This window comes from Moraxella caprae DSM 19149, assembly GCF_000426885.1.
GTDB lineage: Bacteria > Pseudomonadota > Gammaproteobacteria > Pseudomonadales > Moraxellaceae > Moraxella > Moraxella caprae.
Window position 1 is genome coordinate 1 of sequence record NZ_AUGF01000104.1, and the last position, 1,420, is coordinate 1,420.

Here is a 1,420-nt window from a genome sequence, read left to right on the forward strand (position 1 = left end):
AAAAAACCGTCGTTTTGGCGACGTACTAAAAGAAGCTCAAGCCCTAGGCTATGCCGAAGCTGACCCCACCTTTGATGTTGAAGGTATTGATGCCGCCCACAAGCTGTCCTTGTTGGCATCGATTGCCTTTGGCATTCCTTTGCAGTTTAACAAAGTGTACTGTGAAGGCATTACCAAAATTAACTTGCAAGACGTGGTCTACGCCAAAGAGCTTGGCTACACCATCAAGCATCTCGGCTTTGCGTTTCGTCGTGAACACGGCTTTGAGCTACGTGTCCATCCCACGCTCATCCCCAACAGCACCCTACTTGCCAATGTCAATGGCGTAAAAAATGCCGTCATGGTAGACGCTCACCCGCTGGGGCAGTCGCTGTATTATGGCGATGGGGCAGGAGCGGGGGCGACGGCATCGGCAGTCATGGCGGATGTCATGGATTTGATTTATGTCATCAATGCCAACACCCCAAGCGACGTACCACATTTGGCGTTCGTCCCCGAAGAGCTGTCCGACACTCGCATCCTATCTAGCGATGAGATGACCTGTGGCTACTATCTGCGCCTGACGGTCAAAGATGAGCTGGGCGTACTGGCTGACACCACTCGCATTCTGAGTGAAAACGGCATTAATATTGATGCCATCATGCAACGTGACGCTCACAAATCAGGGCTTGTACCTGTCATCATCTTGACCTTGCCTGTACTTGAATCACAGATGAACAAAGCCATCAAAGAGATAGAAGCCCTTGGGGCGGTCACCGAGCCTGTGGTGCGTATCCGCCTAGAAAGCTTGGAATAATAAAGCCAAACCACAAATGGTAGAGCGCAAGATTATAAATTGTCAATTCCCTACCATTTGTGGCATAATAGCATTATTTAAATAGTCATCCGTTAGGAGTTCTCATGAAAGCCAAATTATTTACCGCCATCATCAGCACAAGCCTACTACTTAGTGCCTGCGGGGGTCATAACAACCCAAAAGCCGTGGACAAACTAGAAGAAGCCGAGGCAAATGCCAAAGCCAATGCCCCAAAAGCAGAAGAAGTGAAATTTGATGACCACGGACAGCCAACAATGGGCGGTGTTGGTGGAGCATCAGGTGCATCGGTCGCCCCCGCTACTGATGTAGCAGAAACCACCACAGCCACTCCTGAGACAACAGAAACAGCGAAGCCAGCAAGCACAGAGATGGCAGAGACCATGGCTGTTGCCGAAGCCTCCACCCCCGCTGAAACAGCAACAGCAGAAGAAACCGCTCCTGCCGACACCGAAACCAAACAATAATCATAAAAATACCGCCTGTCACAAGCAGGCGGTATTTTTTGTGGCTTGAATTTACAACCCAACCGCAACACCAAATAAAATAAAGAAGTGTTCATCAATTTAATGTATCATTAAGTTACCACACAAAATAAAGCATTAA

At 48.7% G+C, this 1,420-nt stretch carries 2 protein-coding genes; both read left to right on the top strand.

What is annotated here, in order from left to right:
* Positions 1-796: homoserine dehydrogenase (locus tag K941_RS0112525; RefSeq protein ID WP_029103852.1), on the top strand; the 796-nt coding region annotated here is incomplete at its 5' end.
* 104 nt (positions 797-900) lie between these two features.
* On the top strand, positions 901-1,281 hold the full coding sequence (locus tag K941_RS15970) for a hypothetical protein (RefSeq protein WP_036388462.1): 381 nt from the start codon (positions 901-903) through the stop codon (positions 1,279-1,281).
* Positions 1,282-1,420 lie beyond the last annotated feature (139 nt).

Bases quoted from the DNA above. Each gene is read 5' to 3' on its own strand.
- K941_RS15970 (WP_036388462.1), top strand. From the start codon at position 901: ATGAAAGCCAAATTATTTACCGCCATCATCAGCACAAGCCTACTACTT.